The organism is Nostoc sp. 'Lobaria pulmonaria (5183) cyanobiont', from assembly GCF_002949795.1.
In the GTDB taxonomy this organism is placed as follows: domain Bacteria; phylum Cyanobacteriota; class Cyanobacteriia; order Cyanobacteriales; family Nostocaceae; genus Nostoc.
On sequence record NZ_CP026692.1, the window covers coordinates 1,680,727 to 1,700,384 of the forward strand.

The following is a 19,658-nucleotide window of genomic DNA, read 5'->3' on the forward strand; positions in this document are numbered from 1 at the left end:
CATTGAACAAAGCGATCGCTAGCTCAACTCACTTCCCATTGGATTGGTAATTGGCAAACCTAACCACTCACTTAATTCATAAGCTAACCATTCAAGTTCTACTTCGGATTTAATACCGCCATCGTTTCCACTAATCTGATATTTTTGTAATCCTGAGCAAATATATAATTGTGCTGGAACGGCAACTCTAGTGTCTTTAGAGCCTTTAGTAAAGTGTTTTGGAATGTAAACCAACTTATTAACACTTTGCCTTGGGGATGGACGGGGACGCTCAAACTTCCAACTAAACAACTCCCAGGTTAGGGTAATTTGTTCTGGATTCAGGCGTAAGTAGATGCTTCCAAACAAATTAAAGATAAATTTATACATCATCATAAAGCCAGCACCCCAAAAAGGAATTGAAAACAAGGCAAAGGGGATGTTGACAGGAAAAGGTGCTGAGAGTGCGCCAATTGTCCAAAATAAGATAAATGAATTCCAAACGATCGCAAATAAACCTGTGAATACTATTGATGGATCAAAACCAGATGGTGGAACGATAATTTCTAGAGAATCCCCATTTTTGGTTAGTTGAATCTTACTCCCATCTGGTTTGCCAACAACCAAAGTAGGCAAGTTTGTCGGTTGTGGTTTCTCTAAAGCTGCGATCGCTTGGTCAGCAGAACTTAAACGCCGTTCTAAACTAGGTTCAATCATCCACTTTAACCAATTGCTAAAGCTGGGACTGAGATTAGCCAGTTGTTCAAACTGAATACGAAAATCCTTTTGCGGTAAATCGGCTGGGTGAGTACCCGTTACTAAATAAATTAAGGTTGCGCCTAAACTATAAAGGTCGGATGCTGCAACAGTGCGTCCGCCAAATTGCTCTGGTGGCATATAGCCATAGGTTCCTACCACAGTCCTAGTCCCGGTTTCGCTAGCCAGGACTGTCTGCACTGAGCCAAAATCTACCAAATAAACTTGACCGACACTATTGCCAGAACGCTCCCCCAATAAAATATTGCTAGGCTTAATATCACGGTGAATTACAGGTGGATACAGCCTATGTAGATAAACGAGAATCTCTAAAAGTGCTTTGGCTATCTGTTTGACTTCAGCTTCGGTAAAACTTCGTCCAGTTTGTAAACATTGCTCTAAAGTTTGTGCAGGGATATAAGTTTGTACTAGAGCAAATCCTTTGATGGTTGGTAAATTTACCTCAAAATAGTTTAAATAGCCAGGAATTGAGGGATGTGCTAGGTTTTTTAAAGTTTCAGCTTCTCGCTCAAACAACTTGAGCCAATCCCATTCAAAATCACTACTAAAAGAGAGTAATTTGATAACAACTAATTCCTGAGTTTGCAAATCACGAGCTAATAGCGTCCGCCGCCCTGCTTTTTTTCCTAATAGCTGCTGAACTTCGTAGCGTAGACGCCCAGCGTCTTGTCCCCGGACATCGCCTAAAATTTCGCCAATCATTATGGTTTCTGGTAATGCTACGGTTGAAAAGTTTTATAGCTTATAGCTTTTCAATTTGGCAAATCGATATCTTTAGTATAATTGCGTAGTTCTATGCCCTCCCAACTTTGGCCTTATATTACCCCTGGTATTCCCGATGAATTATTCGAGCATTTGCCAGGAATTCCCCTGAGCCAGCGAGAAGTCCGACTACTATTGATTGCCCAACTGCGGCTAAAATCAGATTCCGTGTTGTGGGATATTGGCGCAGGGACAGGTACAATTCCGGTAGAGGTGGGGCTATTGTGTCCAGACGGACAGATTATCGCTATCGAAAGGGATGAAGAAGTAGCTAATCTGATCAAGCGTAACTGCGATCGCTTTGATGTGAAAAACGTCGAAGTTGTCGAAGGCAGTGCCCCAGAGTGTTTACATGACCTCAAGATTACCCCTCACCGCGTTTGTATCGAGGGAGGTCGCCCCATTCAGGAAATTCTGCAAGCAGCTTGGCATTATTTGCCGCCATCCGGTCGGGTTGTAGCCACAGCTGCTAATCTAGAAAGTCTGTATGCTATTTCCCAGAGCTTTTCCCTGTTAAGGGCTAGAAATATCGAAGTTGTCCAATCTGCGGTTAATCGCTTAGAAACACGCGGCTTTTCTCAAACCTTTACCGCCGTTGATCCCATTTTTATCCTCAGTGGTGAGAAACTAGACTAAATCAAAAAGATTTTAGATTTTAGATTTTAGATTTTAGATTGGGGATTTAGGTGATATGTCATAAGAAACCAAGCCACAATTACCAATCCCTAATCTCGAATACCTAATCTCTAATCCAAAATCCAAAATCCAAAATCCAAAATACTTCTATGCCTTGGTCTCGGATTATAAGTGGAATTGTTGCGATCGCTCTTGCTCTTTTCGCAACCCTTTTGGGGGGTTGGTACTTTACCATCATCTTTGCGGTCATCATCTTTTTGGGTCAACAGGAATATTTTAATTTGGTGCGAGCCAGAGGCATCGCTCCCGCCGCTAAAACCACTATGGCTGTCAGCCAAGTCTTGCTAGTGATTTGTACCCTTGATGGCAGTTTAGCTGACGCTGTGATGCCAATTGCTGGCACACTTATTTGTTTTTACCTGCTGTTTCAACCAAAATTTGCCACGATCGCTGATGTTTCCGCTTCCATTATGGGGCTATTTTACGTCGGTTATTTACCAAGTTATTGGGTGCGGTTACGAGCAATTGATAGCGCTACTTTTAGCAATCTCCCTTTTGGAGGTTACTGGCCCACAACCTGGACAGATTTCTGGGAAAAGGCAAATTCCGCTTCTTTAGCACAAGGTTTTACAGCCACACTACTGACTTTTTTGTGTATTTGGGCAGCTGATATCGGTGCTTACACCATTGGCAAATTCTTTGGTAAAACCCGTCTATCTGACATTAGCCCGAAAAAAACTGTAGAAGGTGCTGTTTTTGGCATTACTTCAAGTGTTGCCGTAGCCATAGCAGGAGCCTATTATCTTCACTTGCCTAAATCCCTCTTCACTGGTTTAGCATTGGGTTTGCTAATTGGTATTGCTAGTCTTTTAGGGGATCTCACAGAATCTATGCTGAAGCGGGATGCTGGAGTTAAAGATTCTGGACAATTAATCCCCGGTCATGGTGGTATTTTAGACCGTACTGATAGTTATATTTTCACAGCTCCTTTGGTTTACTATTTTGTGACATTACTTTTGCCACTACTTAGTAAATAGGTGAATTGGGCATTGGGCACTTCCCCTGAGCGTAGTCGAAGGGAGTCGAAGTATTGGGCATTGGTTATTAATTATTTTCCCCTGCTCCTCTCCTCGGTCACTGAGCGTAGCCGTTCGCGCAGCGTCTCGTAGAGAAGTGTTGCTCCCCTGCTCCCCACTAGACGCCATATCATTTAAAATAGGGTATTAATATTTTTTAATTTGTGATCGTCAAGGGTTAACGTTAATCCGCCCATGACACACCAGCTTACCTGGGATTAGCGTTAATTCTTGAATATCAACATCTGAGCCAAGATCCAGGTTGTACTCATGATTGTCCTTTAATATATCTTTCTGGTCGGGCTTGATTGGGATATGTGCCAGTTGCAATTCATGCCCACTGAGTAATTGTAAGCCCAAACAAATCTCTACAGGCGTTATTTCGCTATTGGTTACTCTCAAACCTCGCAGTATAATTTGGTTGTTCCCAAGGAGAATTTCTTGCCACTTGATTGGTTGTGACTGGGGGTAATCTGTTGGTAAAACCTTAACCAATAGATCGCTCAAAGCAGTCGATAATAAGTCAGATGAGAGAGAAGCATTCAGATCCTTCTCGTCTACGATTAAATCGCCAACCACTGGTACTGTTTCTAACAGTCGCAGGGCTTTTCCCTTGAGTACGGAACCGATATTTACCCGAATATTTTCTGCTATTAATTGAATTTGTGTAATTAGGAGACCTTGATAAACTGCATGAGTAGCAAAAACAGATACCGAAGGAATGCGTCCAGAGAAAAGTTGGCGATCGCTAGCTTTAATCTCCACTTCTAATTCCGATATTTGGCTGACTTGCGCTCTTAACCAGAGCTTGACTGCTGTTGTGAGTACCTGCGTAATTATGCGGATTTTATTTGTACTTGTTGTTTGAGAATTTTGATCTGGCATCTAAACTAATTTGTTTATGAGTATTTATTCAACAACCGAACATAAATTAAATAAGCTTTAAATGTAACATTTATGCCTACTCGCTACATAATGCAAATATCATTTAATTGATAACAATAAATAAGCAATTTCCACATGGAGGTACGGTTACAAAAAATTATCGCTCAATGGGGTATCGCCTCACGTCGTGAAGCCGAAGAAATGATTAGGCACTCACGGGTGCGGATTAATGGGGTATTGGCACATTTAGGTCAAAAAGTCGATCCGGAAAAAGATGCGATCGCAATTGATGGTAAGTCTGTATCCCAAAAGCAGCGTCCGGCTTTAATATATCTATTGCTGCATAAACCACCAGGAGTGGTTTCGACTTGCTACGACCCTCATCGAAGACCAACAGTCCTAGATTTACTACCGAAAGAATTACGGGAGGGTTCAGGTATTCACCCAGTTGGTCGTTTAGATGCAGACTCTACAGGAGCATTAATCCTGACTAATGACGGAGAACTGACATTTGGATTAACCCATCCACGTCACAGTATTTCCAAGACATATCATGTTTTGGTCAAAGGACATCCTCCAGAAACAGTACTGCAAATGTGGCGTCAAGGTGTGATGTTGGAGGGTAGAAAAACTAGGGCTGCTAAGGTACATCTAATAGAACGTCGTACCGAGCAAAGTGTTTTAGAAATAGTGTTGCAGGAGGGAAGAAATCGCCAAATTCGCCGGATAGCTCAACAGTTAGGATACCCAGTAATCAAGCTGCATCGGACTGCGATCGGCCCAATTCAATTACAAACTCTAAAAGAACCCTTTTTGTCAGAGGGTAAATATCGTTCCCTCAAAGATCGTGAGATTCACTTTTTGCAAGATCAGATCGCGCAACCTAATTATTGATTCAGTGGAGTTAAGGAGTGTCAGTAGGCATGAAATGGCTAAGAAAGAAGAATAAGCACCAGCCATCACTTTCATTAGAGGAACAACGAGCCGAAAAGTTGGCAGAATTAGGCGCCCAACTTTGGGCATTGCGTCAAGAACAGGGTCTATCCCTAGAACAAGTGGTTGCATTGACGAGGATTCCCCGACGATTATTGCAGGCGATCGAAGAAGGTAATTTAAACGATCTGCCAGAACCAGTCTATATTCAGGGTTTGATCAGGCAATTTGCGGATGCACTAGGCTTGAATGGAGTAGAATTTTCTGGCACTTTTCCGATCAGTTCTGCACAAGTTAGCCCTCTAAGTAGAGGCAATACTTCATCCCTGGCTCAACTACGTCCGATTCATCTTTACTTTCTTTACATATTACTAATAGTATGCTCTGTAAATGGGTTATCTCAGTTATTAAATAACGCGTTACTACAAGCAAGTAATAGCCCAAACCAGCCCTATCCAAAACAAAAGTCCGTTGTTAAACCAGAAATAGCTCAACTAAAAGAGTCAAGGCAGGTACAACCTGTCAGCGATACCCTCAGCGGTGTCCAAAAGGGACAGGTTGTCCAGGTTGGTGTGACTTTGAAAGCCTCATCTTGGATTCGTGTAGTAGCCGATGGCAAAACCGAGTTTGAGGGGATTCTGCCAGAGGGAACTCACCGAATTTGGAAAGCCCAAGAGCAACTGACAGTGAAAACTGATAATGCTGGTGGTGTGTTGGTGAGCGTCAATCAAGAGAAAGCCAAGAAAATGGGAGAGCCAGGGAAAGAGGAAGAAGTTAGGATTGCTGCCAAGCCTAAGTTTTGAAATATGGAGTATGGGGCATTGGGCACAAGAGGCAGAGGTGCAGAGGGGAAAACTTACTGCAACTTCTCCTTGGTCACTGAGCGTAACCGAAGTGCTGCTCCCCTGCTCCCCTGCTCCCCTGCTCACTCATCTTTGTTTTCCCCCTTCCTTTGCTACCCCTTGTCTCATGCCCCACTCCTCACTGGGCTTGGGCTTCTGGGGCGCGTCCATTGAGTTTGGTAAGAACTTTCAAGCGATCGCGCAATTCGTCTGTTATTGCTCCTGGTTGATAGCGCCACTCCCAGTTACCCTCAGCAATACTGGGAAAATTCATCCGCGCTTCGTTTCCTAATCCCAAAATATCTTGCAAGGGAATAATCGCTTGGTTGGCTATAGAACTCAAAGCTAGGCGAATCAAATCCCAGTGAATGCCATCAGGGCTGATAGAACCTAAATAAAGCAACAAGTTTTGCTTTTCCTGGTCCTCAGCTGTATTGAACCAGCCTATAGTTGTATCATTATCGTGAGTCCCGGTATAAACTACAGCATTATGCCGATAATTGAATGGTAAAAACGGATTAGCGGCATCAGCACTAAAGGCAAATTGCAAAATTTTCATCCCCGGAAATTCATACTTGTCTCGCAGCGCTTCTACCCCTGGTGTAATTACTCCCAAATCTTCTGCTAAGACGGGTAGCTTGCCCAACTTTTGCCTAATCACTTCAAAAAAAGCATCTCCAGGCGCTTCCACCCATTTACCATTCATCGCAGTTTGTTCACCTTGCGGCACAGACCAATAAGCCTCGAAGCCCCGGAAGTGGTCAATGCGAATTATATCTACATAATCCAGCATTGCCTCAAAGCGCTGTACCCACCACTTAAAGTCTTGTTTTTGCAATTCCTCCCAGTTGTAAACCGGGTTGCCCCACAATTGACCGGTGGCGCTAAAGTAATCTGGTGGAACTCCTGCCATTTGGGCGGCAGCTCCTGTCTGTTCATCTAGACAAAAGATGTTGGGATGCGCCCACACATCAGCGCTATCATGAGCTACGTAGATGGGGATATCGCCGATAATGTCAATACCGCGCATGTTGGCGTAGCTTTTAAGCTCTGACCACTGGCGGAAAAACTCAAATTGGACAAACTTGTAATAAAAAATCTCTCCATTGAGCCGCTCCTGTACTTGCTCCATTGCTTGTGGATCGCGCTTGACAAGTTCTGACGGCCATGTGTGCCAGTTTGCATTCTCGTTCGCATCTTTCAACGCCATAAATAAGGCGTAATTATCTAGCCAATAGGCTTTGCTGTCGCAAAAACCTTCAAACTCTTTTTGTTGGATGGGTGTGGCATTGACTCTAAAATGTTCATAGGCTTTTTTGAGTAGCCCAATCTTAAGCGACACAACCTTCTCGAAATCTACCTTTTCTTCTGGAAATGCTGGTAAGTTAGCAAAGTCTTCTTCTGTGAGCAAACCCTCATCTCGCAGTTTTTCTGGGCTAATCAGCAGGGGACTTCCCGCCATTGCCGAGTAGCACATATACGGAGAATTACCGTATCCAGTGGGGCCCAAGGGTAAAACTTGCCAATATTGTTGATGGCTTTCTTTAAGAAAATCGATGAAGCGATAAGCTTCTAAGCCTAAATCCCCAATGCCAAATCGACTGGGAAAGGAGGTAGGATGCAGCAAAATACCACTTGATCTAGGAAAAGGCATAAGTAATCTAAATTATGGGAGGGAGCAATTGTCTGATCGAGACGCTAGGCGATCGCATCGAATCTATCACAGAACAGTATTTGTAGGAGAAATCAAGTAAACTCATTTTGTTTGTCGTTTGTCCTTTGTCATTTGTCCTTTGTGAATAATCAATGATTAATGACTAATGACTAATGACCCATGACTAATGACTAAATAACTATGACTTACCGAAATCCTACACCGACAGTTGATATCATCATTGAACTTGTAGATCGACCTCATCGGCCAATAGTGTTAATTGAAAGACATAATCTACCCTTAGGTTGGGCTATTCCTGGTGGTTTTGTGGATTATGGAGAAGCAGTGGAAGTGGCGGCCCGGCGCGAAGCTCAAGAAGAAACGGGTTTGCAGGTGGAGTTAGTTGAACAATTACTGGTGTATTCTGACCCCGATCGTGATCCCCGTCAGCATACGATTAGTATTGTGTTTTTGGCAACAGCGACGGGGGAACCGATGGCTGGAGATGATGCTAAGGGTATAGGCATTTTTGAGTATTGGCGTGTGCCTGGTAATTTATGTTTTGACCACGATCGCATTCTGCGGGATTATTGGCGATATCGGCATTATGGGATACGTCCGAGGTTGGGGTAGGAGGGACGAACCGCAAAGGCGCGAAGGGCGCGAAGGAAGAAAAGAGAAGAATACCTGTGACACAAAGTTTTTGTGATTATACTGTGTCAGTGGTATTTAATGGTGCATTATGGACGCTGAAACACTGTTGGAGAAATACGCCGAAGGGCAAATCCAATTTCACAACGAGAATCTTAGAGGAGTAGACCTTAAATATGCAAATCTGAGTGGAATAGACCTAAAAAGTGCAGATTTGACGGGAGCGGATTTGAACGATGCTAACCTGAGTAACGCTTCTCTTCAAAGTACTAACCTCACTAGGGCATCTTTGACAGGTGCAAATTTGAGTAGTTTGGTGAAAAGTTCTAGTTTAAATTTGAGTTGGGCAGACCTAAGTAGTGCTGACTTGAGTAAAGCAACCCTGGATAACGCTAACTTTAGTAACGCCAACCTAGATAATGCCAACTTGAGTGGAGCAAACTTGAGTGGCGCTAATTTCAGTAACGCTAACCTGAATAATGCCAACTTTAGTAAAGCAAACTTGAGTAGCGTTAACTTTAGTAACGCCAACTTAGATAATGCCAATTTGAGTGACGCTACACTCGACTGTACAAACTTAACCGACGCATCCTTGAATGAAGCAAAAGTCGTTAGAGCTAACCTTAGTACTGCTAATTTAAGTGGGGCTAACTTGTTTGGAGCTGATTTGAGTCAAGCAAATCTAACTCGTATCATACTCAAAGATACTAATTTGCAGGCAGCCAAGATTCGGGGTGTTAATTTATCTCAAAAGGATTTGTCAGGCATGAATCTGGCTGAAGCTGATCTAGGTGCAGCAAATCTCATAGGCGTAAATTTCAGAAAAGCCTGTCTAAAAGGGACAAATTTAGAAAAAGCAGAACTACAAAAAGTAGATTTGATCAACGCGAATTTGAACGAGGCAAACCTGAAGAAGGTAGATTTAACTGGCGCAAATATCTATGGGGCAACCTTTAAAAATGCTGACCTGACTGGTGCGATAATGCCTGATGGAGAGGTTTACAAACCGATCGCAGCTGAAGGAGAAATCGGTAAACAGGAAACATCGTTAGAGAAAGTAATATCTATGACTCGTAAAGTAATTAATACTGATAACGCACCCGCACCAGTCGGTCCTTATAATCAAGCGATCGCAGCTTCTGGTCAATTTGTATTCATCGCTGGACAAATTGCCATCGATCCCCGCCTTGGTGATGTCGTCTACACTGATGATGTCAAAAAGCAAACCGAGCAGGTTTTAGCTAACCTTGAAGCCATTCTTACAGCATCTGGTGCAACTTTTCAAGATGTGGTGAAAACCACTGTATTTTTAGCTGATATGAATGATTTCGCGGCGGTGAATGCCATTTATGCTAAATATTTCCCGGAAGATACAGCCCCAGCACGGGCTTGTGTTCAGGTATCGCGCTTACCTAAAGATGTGTTGGTAGAAATTGATGCGATCGCTGTAATTAGCGGTTAGGAGAAATAGAACAATTGCTAAAGCTGATTTCAGAGAGATAAATCATGAACATTGAACTCAAACCTGAACATGAACAATTTATCCAAGCCCAAATCGCTAGTGGGAAATTTACGAATGCAGATGAAGTACTTGATGTAGCATTTCAACTGTTAGAAAAATTAAATTCTGAGTATGTCCAATGGGTGGAAGAAACCCGGCAAAAAGTTGATGTTGCAATTGCTGAAATTGAACGCAGGGAAGTTTTGGATGGCGAAACTGTAGTGATGCAGATATTAGAAAAGTTCCAAAAGGCACGTGAGGCTTAGTAATGAGCCGCTATGTCATTTCACTATCTGCTAGCCGCGACTTAAATGAAATTTCTGATTACTTTTTAATCCGAAACCTGGAAGCAGGAGAAAAACTATTTAGAGAGTTTAACAATAAATGCCAAAATTTAGCGGTGTTTCCAAATATAGGACGCAGCTATGCTCATATTAAACCTTCATTACGTGGCTTGCCGCTAGATGGATATGTAATTTTGTACCAAGTGATTGATGATGGGGTTAAAATTTTGCGCGTTGTCAGCGGTCGTCAAGATTTAGAATCTTTATTTGCAGAGTCGGATGAAGAGTAAAGCCATACATTTTGTTAACTGCGATGGGAAAATATAAAGACGTTCTTTGGCTTGCCGTAAAGTGCAGATAAAACTCTGTTAATTATCTCTCAACAAACGCGATCGCCTCTATAACTTTGGGAATACTGAAAATAAGTCCCCCAAAGGAGTATTAAAAATGTCCGAAAATCGTATCAGTGCCAGTTTAGCCCCAGCAGACAGAGAAGCAGTCATGCAGGCGATCGCGACAATTAGAGAAAAGTTACCGTTTTTGGTAGATTTGACCACCGAAGAACGGCGAACAATGTTGAAGATGGGAGATAAAAGTCGGGCTTTCGTCAGCAAAGCCTTAGAAGTGGCGACACAGAACCCTAACTTTTTGCCCCGTTCTTTTGATTTAGAAGAGATGCGCCGAGATTTAGGGCTGTTTGAATCGTTGTATCCAGTACTTTTGTCTCTAACGCAACTGCAAGAATTGGTGGATGATACCTGTATAGCCTCTGCTAGCGAAGCCTATGCAGCAGCATTAGCAGTTTATAGCTATGCCAAAGCTAGCGGTGATGTCACAGGTTTAGATGGAGTAATTGATGAGATGGGACGCAGGTTTAACCGCCGTTCTAAGAAAAAGCAACCTGAAGTCCCAGTTAGCTAAAGCTTAAAATAGGTAATTATACCAGTTATCAATTTGGTAAAATACACGTCATTTGTAGGGGCATAACATTGTTATGCTCTTTTCGCGTTTTGTATCCAGAGATTTTTGAAACCCGCGCAGTCGGGTTTTGTCTGTATAACCGCGACTTCTAGTCGCCAAGGCATTTTTGAGCCTCAGAAGGTCAACATCGAGCCTCAGAAGGTCAACATCGAGCCTCAAAAGGTCAACATCGAGCCTCAAAAGGTCAACATCGAGCCTCAGAAGGTCAACATTGAGCCTCAGAAGGTCAACATCGAGCCTCAGAAGGTCAACATTAAGCCTCAGAAGGTCAACATTAAGCCTCAGAAGGTCAACATCGAGCCTCAGAAGGTCAACATCGAGCCTCAGAAGGTCAACATTGAGCTTAAATCAAGGTTAAACGTAAAAATTACCTAATACAACATTTAGTAAATTCCGAAATACAGCCTGGGTATTTAGTAGTTATTCTGTAGGCATTAACATTTCAAAATTAAATCTGGTCATGAACCCACAAAACAAGCCCAAGAGTCTACAAGATATTCTTAAGCAGCGCCAGCAATCAGGTTTTGTGGGTCGTGAAGACCAGGTAAACCAATTCCGTCAAAATCTAGGGTTACTGTTAGAAGATGACCGCCGTCGTTTTTTGTTCAATGTTTGGGGTCAAGGTGGGGTTGGTAAAAGTACCCTGTTACGGCAGTTTCGCAAAATTGCTGATGAAGCAAAAATTATCTCGGCTAACATTGATGAAGCTGAAAAAAGTGTCCCAGAAGTTATGGGTCGTTTAGCTGAAGAGTTGGAACGCCAAGGTCACAAACTAACGCAGTTTACAGAACGCTACAAAGTTTACCGTCAAAAGCGCCAAGAATTAGAAACTGATCCAGAAGCTCCTCAAGGCTTTTCGGCTTTTGTAGGCAAAACTGTAGTTAAAACTGGTGTGCGTCTGGCGCGTCGAGTTCCCGTTGGCGGTGTTGTCCTTGACTTTGTAGATGAGGATGCTTTGGCTACCCAAGCCGGAGAATGGGCATCTTATGTTGCCAAGAAAATAACAAATAAAGACGAGGTGCTATTAGTTCAAGAACCTGTAGAAATCCTAACCCCGCTATTTTTGCAAGATATTTTTAAAATTGCTAAAGAAACTGCTGTTGTTTTCTTTTTTGATACTTATGAACGCACCGGGGAATTCCTAGATAACTGGCTACGAGAAATTTTGGAGGGTCGCCACGGAGAAGTATCTCTCAATATATTGATAAACATCGCCGGTCGGCAGGAATTAGATAAAAATCATTGGGCACCTTACGAGGGGTTAATTGTTCGTTTCCCTCTGGAACCCTTTACAGAACAAGAAGCCCAACAATATCTAACTCGCAAAGGCATTACTAACAGTCAGGTTGTTGAAACAATTTTGCGCCTTTCTGGAAATTTACCCCTGCTGGTAGGAATGTTAGCAGATGCTCATCCTAATGACGCTAACCAAGTAGTTGAGCCTAGCAGCAGTGCTGTAGAACGCTTTTTAAAATGGATTGATGACCCCAAGCGGCGACAAGTGGCTCTCGATGCTGCCATTCCTCGGTGCTTGAATCGAGATATTATAGCTAAGTTGAAAGGAGAAGAAGAAGCTGATGAGCTATTTAGTTGGCTCAAAGAAACATCTTTTGTCAACGAACGTACTGATGGCTGGGCTTATCATGATGTGGTTAAAACGCAAATGTTACGCCACAAGCGCCTTTCATCGCCGCAAGGTTGGGCTGACATACATGGTAAGTTAGCAGACTATTATGACAGCCTGCGGAACGATCTGCAATTGGACGAAGAGAATAAACAGCGCGATCCTAGCTGGCAAAGTCACACATTAAACGTGTCATACCACAATTTATGTCAGTCACCGCAAAGGAATTTATCTGTAGCTCTCAATGAATTTCTTGCTGCACTCAAAAATCAACGCAAATTTGCCCAAAAGTTGACAGAAACGATGCTTCAGGCTGGTAAAGATGCGGATTCTGCTGAAGTTCAGCGTTGGGGTGAGCAACTAGCTAGTGGGTTAAAAGCCTATGACGAAAAGTTTTACCCAGTGACATTAGAAATGTTAACCGCAGTCCTACAAAATTCTAGGATTGAAGTTAAATGGCAACCAATTGCTTTAGGTTGGCGCGGTGAAACTTACCGCTTAATGGAGCGTTACCCAGAAGCTCTACAAGATTTTGACCGCGCCATTGAACTTGACCCCAAATATGACTGGGCGATCGCACTTCGCGGTCTAACTTTCTGCTTAATGGAGCGTTACCTAGAAGCCCTAGAAGATATTGACCGCGCAATTGAACTTAACCCCAAACTTCACTGGGCGATCGCACATCGCGGTCAAACTTATCGCTCAATGAAGCGTTACCCAGAAGCCCTAGAAGATTTTGACCGCGCGATTGAACTTAACCCCAAACTTCACTGGGCGATCGCAAGTCGCGGTGTAACTTATCGCTTAATGGAGCGTTACCCAGAAGCCCTAGAAGATTTTGACCGCGCGATTGAACTTAACCCCAAATCTGACTGGACGATCGCACGTCGCGGTGTAACTTATCGCTCAATGAAGCGTTACCCAGAAGCCCTAGAAGATTTTGACCGCGCAATTGAACTTAACCCCAAATCTGACTCGGCGATCGCAAGTCGCGGTGAAACTTATCGCTCAATGAAGCGTTACCCAGAAGCCCTAGAAGATTTTGACCGCGCCATTGAACTTAACCCCAAACTTGACTGGGCGATCGCACATCGTGGTCAAACTTACCTGATGCTAAAGCTATATAAAGAGGCTATTGCAGATTTCAACCGCGCTATTGACTTAGATTCTGACAGTAATTGGTATTTATATAATCGCGCTTTAGCCTACCAAGCCCTTAACCAACCAGATAAAGCATGGGCTGACCTAGCACTTGCCATCAAGCTTGCTAAACAGCATTACGAAAAAGATGCTAAAGACTGGTCTAATGCCTTTAATTTAGCCCTTTACTATTTAGCTGCTCAATATCATCAACCAGCAGAGCGGTTATATCTCCATGTTTTATCTCAAGGTGCTTCCTTAGAGCGTATCCATGCAGCTATCCAAGACCTAAATGACTTTTTAACCGTGTTCCCTGACCATATGCAGGCTACATCCATGCGACAGTTGTTGCACTCTTTTCTAACTTAGATCATGTAATTTCCAACCTAACAGCCAGAAAACCCACAAGTCCCAACAACCGCCTGAGAATCAGTTCCCTCTCTGATACCAAAGGTCTTCTAAACAAAACTGGAAAAGGGTTTCAGTCCACTTAAGTGGACTTGCGCTATGAGCATGAGATTTCAATCTCTGGCGGACGCACTGGTAAGCGCAATAGATCCCAGCTAACTTGCCTTCTGGAGACATGCAGCTAAACCTAATTGCGTCTAAATATTAAGCGATTTTAGCCTTACAACTATGCCTAAGCTAGCGGTGATGTTACAGGTTTAGATGCACTCATTGATGAGATGGGACGCAGGTTTAACCGCCGTTCTAAGAAAAAGAAACCTGAAGTTCCAGTTAGCTAAAGCATAAAATAGGCGAAAACAGCAGTTATTAATTTAGGTAGAATAAGCGTTTTTCTGGGGGCATAACATTGTTATGCCCCTTTTGCATTTTAAATCTGAAGATTTTTCAAACCCACGCAGGCGGGTTTCGTCTGTATAGGCGTGACTTCTATAGCGCTTCTGGTTTGGATGCAATACACTCTGACCTCACTTCCATTCCTCTCTCCTAAGAGGAGAGAAGCTTTGAATCTTACTCCCCAACGCTAGTAGGGAAGGGGCTGGGGGTTAGGTCTGTCTTGGACTCCACTAAAAAGCGCTAAGTCGCCAGGGCATTTTTGAGCCTCAGAAGGTCAACATTGAGCTTCAGAAGGTCAACGTCGAGCCTCAGAAGGTGAACATTGAGCTTCAGAAGGTGAACATTGAGCTTCTGAAGGTAAACATTGAGCTTCTGAAGGTCAACATTGAGCCTCAGAAGGTGAACATTGAGCCTCAGAAGGTGAATATTGAGCCTCAGAGGTTGTTTGAAAAGTTTTTCGCTGTGATTTTAGGCACTTTTAGATCCCCCCTAACCCCCCTTTTGAAGGGGGGAACCGGAATCAAAGTCCCCCAATTTATCGGGGGATTTAGGGGGATCTAAAACGTTTTGCTACCGACCAAAGAACTTTTAAAACATCCTCTCAGAAGGTCAACACATAATAAATTACCTCAAAGAAGTTTGGAAAATTCCGAAATACACCTTGTTTATTTAGTAGTTACTGTTAGAAAAATTAGCACCTAAAAATTGAATCTTGTTATGAATACACAAGACAAGCCCAAAAGTTTACAAGATATTGTTAAGCAACGTCAACAATCAAATTTTGTGGGTCGTGAAGACCAAATGAACCGATTTCGCCACAATTTAGCATTACCCCTAGAAGATAATCGCCGTTGTTTTCTATTTAACGTTTCTGGTCAAGGCGGAGTTGGTAAAACTACCTTGCTGCGGCAGTTTCGTAAAATTGCTGACGAAGCAAAAATGATTTCGGCTTACGTTGATGAAGCTGAAAAAACTATACCCGAAGTTATGGGTCATGTAGCTGAAGAGTTAGAACAGCAAGGTTATAAACTAACGCAGTTTAGCGATCGCTACAAAGTGTACTGCCAAAAGTGCCAAGAATTAGAAACAGATCCAGATGCTCCTCAAGGCTTTTCGGCTTTTGTAGGCAAAACTGTAGTTAAAACTGGTGTGCGTCTGGCGCGTCTAGCTCCCCTTGGCGGTGCTGTATTTGATGTTGTAGATGGGGATGCTTTGGCTACCCAAGCTGGAGAATGGGCATCTTATCTAGCAAAGAAAATAACGAATAAAGATGAGGTACATTTAGTTAAAGAACCTAAAGAAGTTCTGACCCCGCTATTTTTGCAAGATATTTCTAAAATTGCTGATAAAACTCCTGTTATCCTATTTTTCGATACCTCTGAACGCACCGGAGAATTGCTAGATAACTGGCTACGGGAAATTTTTGAGAACCAGCACGGTAAAGTCTCTGCCAATATATTAATAATCATCGCCAGTCGGCAAGAATTAGAGAAAAATGACTGGGCATCCTACGAAGGATTAATAGTTCGTTTGCCTCTGGAACCCTTTACAGAAGAAGAAGCCCAACAATATCTAACTCGCAAAGGCATTACAGACAAGCACATTATTGAAGTGATTTTAAACCTGACTGGAAACTTACCCCTGCTAATAGAAATGCTAGCAGATGCTCATCCCAATCACCCCAACCAGGTAATTGAGCCTAGCAACAGTGCTGTAAAAAGCTTTTTAAGATGGATTGACGATCCCAAACGGCGACAAGTGGTACTTGATGCTGCCATTCCTCGGTGTTTGAACCGGGATGTTATAGCCAAGTTAAGAACAGAAGAAGAAGCTGATGAGCTATTTACTTGGCTCAAAGAAACATCCTTTGTCAACGAACGTAGCGACGGCTGGGTTTATCATGATGTCGTCAAAACCCAAATGTTATGCCACAAACGCCTTTCATCGCCGCAAGGTTGGGCTGACATACATGGTAAGTTGGCAGAATATTATGACAGCCTGCGGAACGATTTGCAATTGGAGGAAGAAAACAAACAGCGCGATCCTAGCTGGCAAAGTCACACATTAAACGTCTTGTACCATAAATTATGTCAGTCACCGCAAAAGAATTTATTGGTAGCTCTTAATGAATTTCTGACTGCACTCAAAAATCAACCCATTTTTGCCCAACAATATGCAGCAGTAATGTTTCAGGCTGGTAAAGATGTAGATTCTGCTGAAGTTAAGTATTGGGGTAAGCAGTTAGCGAGTGGGTTAAAAGCTTATAAGGAAAAACGCTATGAAGATGCTATGTATAATCAAGCTTTGGTCTACTTAGCCCTTAAGCAACCAGCCAAAGCACGAACTTGCCTAGTACCTGCCATCAAGCTTGCTACAGAGCATTGCAAAAAAGATGCTAAAGACTGGCAGAATGCTTTTAATTTAGCCCTTTATTGTTTGGCTGCTCAATACGCTCAACAAGCAGACCACTTATATCACTATGCCTTATCAAAGGGTGCTTCCTCAGAATCTATTGGTAAAGCTATCCAAGACTTAAATGACTTTTTAACTGTCTTCCCTGACCATGTGCAAGCTACATCCATTCAACAGTTGTTGCAATCATTGTCTAACTAAGTCATGTAATTTGCAACCTACCCTCCAGAAAACCCACAAGTTCCAACAACAAACTGCTAATCAATTCCCTCTCTCATAGCGCAAGTCCACTCAAATGAACTTGCACTATGAGCCAGAGATTTCAATCTCTGGTACAGAAACAGTATGTGGCATGAGTTTTTAAGTCATTGATAATTGACGCTTCTACTGTAAGCGATGTCTAATCACAAGCCTCAGTGCGTCTACCTACTCACCAATCAATCACGTTCCCTTGAATTTTCGCAAACCATGCGAGCATCCCAGTTAAGAATTGCTCAATAGAAACCCTATTCATTCAAAAAACTGGCCTTAATTAAAGCCAGTTTTTTGATTTTATTGTAAACTTCTAGCGGACTTAAGGCCGAGTATTAACGGAACACACTTGAGAAGATATTATTAAACTTTCTCATTAAAATGTCAAGATTTTATGAATTATTTCCCCAAAGTTTGCCATCATATATCGCAATTTCCCTTAAATTTTCAGGCTGTGCTGATAAATTTTTGTCGCCAAAATGCTGATTCATCAAGGCGGGAACTTGTGTAGCTTGAATTCGACTATGGCGTGTTTTATCTGGCATAACTAAATTCGGCCCAGCTTTACAGTTCTTCATACAACCAGTGCCCTTGATTGTAACTTGGTCTTCTAAACCGCGATCGCTCAAAGCCGCCTCCAACGCCTGACAAACTGCTTTACCACCGCGTTTCATACAATCAGACTTTTGACACACCAAAATCGTGGTCTTAGTCTTAGCTGGTTTTACCTTGACATCATCAATAGATGGGGGTTCTTGTGGTGCAGCGATGGTCTTAACTGCCGCTATTTCAGAACGCGCCGCCATCACACGTTCAGCTTTCAGTGTAACTTTGTCTTTTTTTATATCGTATTCTTTATAACCAACAACTTGTAGCCAAGTACCTGCTGGTAGCCGCATGTCAAAAGCAGCCCGCAAATGTTTAGCGAGTTTAATGTAGCATTCACCCTCATGAGTAGCCAGCAGTAAACCTTTCAGCTTATAGCCATCTTTAATAACAAAATCTATAAATCTGCCCTCAAGGCAAAATTCTGATACTTCCATATTGTCAGATCCACCCATTTTTTAACCTCCTTTTAATTAATACAAGCTGTCAAGCAAGATATTCTCAGCAGCTAAAAATTATAACTGTTAGTAGCGATTTTTCCAGCAGCACTCAAGAGTCCAAATCTGGTCTTGACGGGAAGCTGTTAATCGCCGTATCACACTCCAAAGTTGAACAGCCGTAGTAGGAGAGCCAATTTCAACTTTCAATGGCTGGTTAGGTATACAACTACAGGGAATGTCTAACTCCTTTAGGCGTTGATAGACTTGCCAGCGATCTGCCCAATTCACCTCTATAAGGTGGTTGCTTTCTATTTCTGAACTAAACGATTTCAAGAGAATTGCCCTCAAAATGCAACAAACTTGCAGTAACTACCGCGATTTAACTCTCTGCTTTTTGAAAGTCTTAAGAGTGTAACCTTTTAAAACCAGCATACCTTAAGTGCAAACAATTCTCATTAATTTTGGAAAAAAATAAAATTCTTGCAATCATCTGATGAGGGAGATCAGGGAGATGAGGGGCATGAAGAGGACAATAAGGCATTTACTCACCCCATATCCATCACTCCCTTCGGAAAGTAAGCACATTTAATTTTTAATGTCAATAGTGATGAAAAATATACACAACTTGATGAGCATGCCATAAACCACCAAACAATAAACTTGAGACTTTGTAGTAAGCAAAAATACAAAATATTGTGATGACAAATTGGCTTACTCTTATTGGTAAAATGTTAATATCGTAAAGAATAAGCAGTTAAAATCTATAATTGCTAAATAGCGAGGGGAACAATGTCTGAAACGCAAACTTTGTTACGGAATTTTGGTAATGTATATGACAATCCCGTGTTACTGGATCACAGCGTAACGGCTCCAGTTACAGAAGGATTTAACGTTGTATTAGCTAGTTTCCAGGCACTGTACTTGCAGTACCAAAAGCATCATTTTGTAGTTGAAGGCTCAGAATTTTACTCTCTGCATGAGTTTTTTAACGAAGGCTATAATCAAGTACAAGACCACGTTCATGAAATTGGCGAACGTTTGGATGGACTGGGTGGTGTGCCAGTAGCTACCTTCAGCAAATTAGCAGAATTAACCTGTTTTGAGCAAGAATCTGAAGGCGTATATTCCTCTCGCCAAATGGTGGAAAATGACCTAGCTGCCGAACAAGCAATCATTGGTGTAATTCGTCGTCAAGCTGCTCAGGCAGAGAGTTTAGGCGATCGAGGCACACGCTATCTGTACGAAAAGATTTTGTTAAAAACTGAGGAACGTGCATATCATTTATCTCACTTCCTCGCCAAAGACAGCTTAACTTTAGGGTTTGTCCAAGCAGCTCAAAGCTAAAATTCTCATAATCTAGATTTGTCTACCTAGACTCAAAGAAAAAGTTGGTAGCCCAACTATTAAAATATTATAAAAAAT

The 19,658-nt window shown here is 42.4% G+C and carries 18 protein-coding genes; 13 read left to right on the forward strand and 5 right to left on the reverse strand.

Annotation, left to right across the window (positions count from 1 at the left end; genetic code table 11):
• Window positions 1–18 precede the first annotated feature (18 nt).
• Window positions 19–1,458, reverse strand: a complete 1,440-nt coding sequence (locus tag NLP_RS07200) for a serine/threonine protein kinase (RefSeq protein ID WP_104905800.1) — start codon at window positions 1,456–1,458, stop codon at window positions 19–21.
• Between the two features lie 93 nt (window positions 1,459–1,551).
• Here NLP_RS07200 and cbiT point away from each other — a divergent pair, with 93 nt between their 5' ends.
• Entirely contained in the window at window positions 1,552–2,154 is a 603-nt protein-coding gene (cbiT, locus tag NLP_RS07205; RefSeq protein WP_104905801.1) for a precorrin-6Y C5,15-methyltransferase subunit CbiT, read from the forward strand.
• Between the two features lie 149 nt (window positions 2,155–2,303).
• A complete protein-coding gene (locus NLP_RS07210; protein WP_104905802.1) occupies window positions 2,304–3,191 on the forward strand; it encodes a phosphatidate cytidylyltransferase in 888 nt (295 codons plus the stop codon).
• A gap of 210 nt (window positions 3,192–3,401) precedes the next feature.
• Here NLP_RS07210 and NLP_RS07215 read toward each other — a convergent pair whose 3' ends face one another.
• Window positions 3,402–4,115: an LmeA family phospholipid-binding protein gene (locus tag NLP_RS07215; protein WP_104905803.1), complete on the reverse strand. Its 714-nt coding sequence runs from the start codon at window positions 4,113–4,115 to the stop codon at window positions 3,402–3,404.
• Window positions 4,116–4,250: 135 nt separating this feature from the next.
• On the opposite strand from NLP_RS07215, the gene NLP_RS07220 reads away from it, so the two are divergent.
• Window positions 4,251–5,009: a pseudouridine synthase gene (locus NLP_RS07220; RefSeq protein ID WP_104905804.1), complete on the forward strand. Its 759-nt coding sequence runs from the start codon at window positions 4,251–4,253 to the stop codon at window positions 5,007–5,009.
• 29 nt (window positions 5,010–5,038) lie between these two features.
• The gene (locus NLP_RS07225) at window positions 5,039–5,851 is read left to right on the forward strand and encodes a helix-turn-helix domain-containing protein (protein WP_104905805.1); all 813 of its coding nucleotides are present in this window, start codon (window positions 5,039–5,041) and stop codon (window positions 5,849–5,851) included.
• 178 nt (window positions 5,852–6,029) lie between these two features.
• Here the strand turns inward: NLP_RS07225 and malQ are convergent, their stop codons facing one another.
• On the reverse strand, window positions 6,030–7,544 hold the full coding sequence (gene malQ, locus NLP_RS07230) for a 4-alpha-glucanotransferase (protein ID WP_104905806.1): 1,515 nt from the start codon (window positions 7,542–7,544) through the stop codon (window positions 6,030–6,032).
• Between the two features lie 201 nt (window positions 7,545–7,745).
• On the opposite strand from malQ, the gene NLP_RS07235 reads away from it, so the two are divergent.
• From NLP_RS07235 to NLP_RS07275, 8 genes are all read left to right on the forward strand, one after another.
• Window positions 7,746–8,177: an NUDIX domain-containing protein gene (locus NLP_RS07235; RefSeq protein WP_104905807.1), complete on the forward strand. Its 432-nt coding sequence runs from the start codon at window positions 7,746–7,748 to the stop codon at window positions 8,175–8,177.
• A 109-nt stretch (window positions 8,178–8,286) separates the two neighbouring features.
• Entirely contained in the window at window positions 8,287–9,657 is a 1,371-nt protein-coding gene (locus NLP_RS35760) for a Rid family detoxifying hydrolase (RefSeq protein WP_104905808.1), read from the forward strand.
• A 44-nt stretch (window positions 9,658–9,701) separates the two neighbouring features.
• The gene (locus NLP_RS07245) at window positions 9,702–9,962 is read left to right on the forward strand and encodes a ribbon-helix-helix domain-containing protein (protein ID WP_104905809.1); all 261 of its coding nucleotides are present in this window, start codon (window positions 9,702–9,704) and stop codon (window positions 9,960–9,962) included.
• 2 nt (window positions 9,963–9,964) lie between these two features.
• Entirely contained in the window at window positions 9,965–10,270 is a 306-nt protein-coding gene (locus NLP_RS07250) for a type II toxin-antitoxin system RelE/ParE family toxin (RefSeq protein WP_104905810.1), read from the forward strand.
• 157 nt (window positions 10,271–10,427) lie between these two features.
• The gene (locus NLP_RS07255) at window positions 10,428–10,901 is read left to right on the forward strand and encodes a hypothetical protein (protein ID WP_104905811.1); all 474 of its coding nucleotides are present in this window, start codon (window positions 10,428–10,430) and stop codon (window positions 10,899–10,901) included.
• 105 nt (window positions 10,902–11,006) lie between these two features.
• A complete protein-coding gene (locus NLP_RS32910; protein WP_158680313.1) occupies window positions 11,007–11,336 on the forward strand; it encodes a hypothetical protein in 330 nt (109 codons plus the stop codon).
• Window positions 11,337–11,421: 85 nt separating this feature from the next.
• Window positions 11,422–14,094: a tetratricopeptide repeat protein gene (locus NLP_RS34725; RefSeq protein WP_234017241.1), complete on the forward strand. Its 2,673-nt coding sequence runs from the start codon at window positions 11,422–11,424 to the stop codon at window positions 14,092–14,094.
• 1,149 nt (window positions 14,095–15,243) lie between these two features.
• Window positions 15,244–17,139 carry an ATP-binding protein gene (locus NLP_RS07275; RefSeq protein ID WP_104905813.1) on the forward strand — a complete coding sequence of 632 codons (1,896 nt, stop codon included), beginning with the start codon at window positions 15,244–15,246 and terminating at the stop codon, window positions 17,137–17,139.
• A gap of 443 nt (window positions 17,140–17,582) precedes the next feature.
• Here NLP_RS07275 and NLP_RS07280 read toward each other — a convergent pair whose 3' ends face one another.
• Window positions 17,583–18,251, reverse strand: a complete 669-nt coding sequence (locus NLP_RS07280) for a (2Fe-2S) ferredoxin domain-containing protein (RefSeq protein ID WP_104905814.1) — start codon at window positions 18,249–18,251, stop codon at window positions 17,583–17,585.
• Window positions 18,252–18,320: 69 nt separating this feature from the next.
• Window positions 18,321–18,569, reverse strand: a complete 249-nt coding sequence (locus tag NLP_RS07285; protein WP_104905815.1) for an Asr1405/Asl0597 family protein — start codon at window positions 18,567–18,569, stop codon at window positions 18,321–18,323.
• A 456-nt stretch (window positions 18,570–19,025) separates the two neighbouring features.
• Here NLP_RS07285 and NLP_RS07290 point away from each other — a divergent pair, with 456 nt between their 5' ends.
• Window positions 19,026–19,580, forward strand: coding sequence for a Dps family protein (locus NLP_RS07290; protein WP_104905816.1), 555 nt, complete (start codon window positions 19,026–19,028; stop codon window positions 19,578–19,580).
• Window positions 19,581–19,658: the final 78 nt, after the last annotated feature.